Consider the following 1,137-nt stretch of genomic DNA (forward strand, 5'->3'; position numbering starts at 1 on the left):
GGGTTCGAGATACTGTTTGGCTGAGAACGCATCGGGCACCCCAGCAGGAACCTCTGCGGCCCGGCCCGCTTAACCTAGGTGACACAGGATATCGCGGGTCGGGCCACCCCACCGCTTGAAGGTGGGGAACATTGATCCTGCATCCATATGAGCGGACTCGCAACTAATGAAATTTGCGACTGAAGTCCGATTTTCCCGGGCACAAGTCGGGTTTGTTTAGCAGCGTCTGAAGGGGCGGGACTGGCGACACCAAAGCGGTAGATTCGACGGCGCGGTTCGTCCTCCGATTCTTCCGAGCGACAAATGGCACTTGCCGATGACATTGAAATGGTGCGCGGGCATGTCAGACTGGGCAGACGACACATCGCCCAGCAGCGGGGGCGCATAGCCGAACTGGAGCGGCTCGAACTGCCCACCGCCAAGGCGATCGAATTCCTCGAATTGCTCGAAAGCATGCAGGAGCTTCACGAACTGCATCTATCGCGGCTGCTGGAAAAGGCAGCGCGGCACGATGCAGCCTAGATATGGAGGGGCCCGGCCTGCGGGTTTGGGTGACCTGGGGTAGACGGGCCGGGCCTTTGCCCCATTTGGGCAGCGGGGCAGTCTGGATTATGCATAACTTTTGAGGACTGACATCAGAACTTTAGGCGTAACTAATAAACGCCCGCCGCAGCCCACGAACGTCAGCCTCGGGCTTTTTAGTCAGGCGGGTTCTGTGAGATAGTGGCAGATGCCGCGCTGAAGGGGCGCTTATGTCGTTGTCGCGTAGCAGTCGCGTCTACGGGCCTGCTGATCTGGAAACGCTCCAGCGGGTGTTTAACCGGTTGTGCCACGAGCGACGCCTAGCAAGGAAAGACCGGGAACAGCGGGACTATCTGGCTAAGGAAGTCCTGCAAGCTTTTGATGACGGCATCACCGATGAGATGGACCTATGGAGCGCGCTTTCTAAGAGACGAAGAGCGTAGCAGCGAGGTCTTTATAGATAAGCCTTAGAGAATGTTAATGTCAGCCTGCGCCGCGGCCCGCGCGAAAACCTCGCGCGGCCGGCGGTAGACCCGCTGTTCCGCTCGGCGGCGCTGAGCTTCGGCGCAAGCGTCGTCGGCGTGCTGCTGTCGGGCGCGCTTTCCGACGGCACCG

Annotated in this window: 1 protein-coding gene and 1 pseudogene; both read left to right on the forward strand. The window is 59.8% G+C overall.

All coding sequences use genetic code 11. The annotated features are described in order from the left end of the window. Positions 1-303: 303 nt before the first annotated feature. On the forward strand, positions 304-522 hold the full coding sequence (locus EOA49_RS32040) for a hypothetical protein (RefSeq protein ID WP_127217216.1): 219 nt from the start codon (positions 304-306) through the stop codon (positions 520-522). A 482-nt stretch (positions 523-1,004) separates the two neighbouring features. Further along, positions 1,005-1,137 (forward strand): annotated as a pseudogene (locus tag EOA49_RS32050) (chemotaxis protein CheB); the annotation flags it as partial.

Origin of the sequence: Mesorhizobium sp. M1A.F.Ca.IN.020.04.1.1 (assembly GCF_003997315.1) — a bacterium.
In the GTDB taxonomy this organism is placed as follows: Bacteria; Pseudomonadota; Alphaproteobacteria; order Rhizobiales; family Rhizobiaceae; genus Mesorhizobium.

Bases quoted from the DNA above. Each gene is read 5' to 3' on its own strand.
- EOA49_RS32040 (WP_127217216.1), top strand. From the start codon at position 304: ATGGCACTTGCCGATGACATTGAAATGGTGCGCGGGCATGTCAGACTG.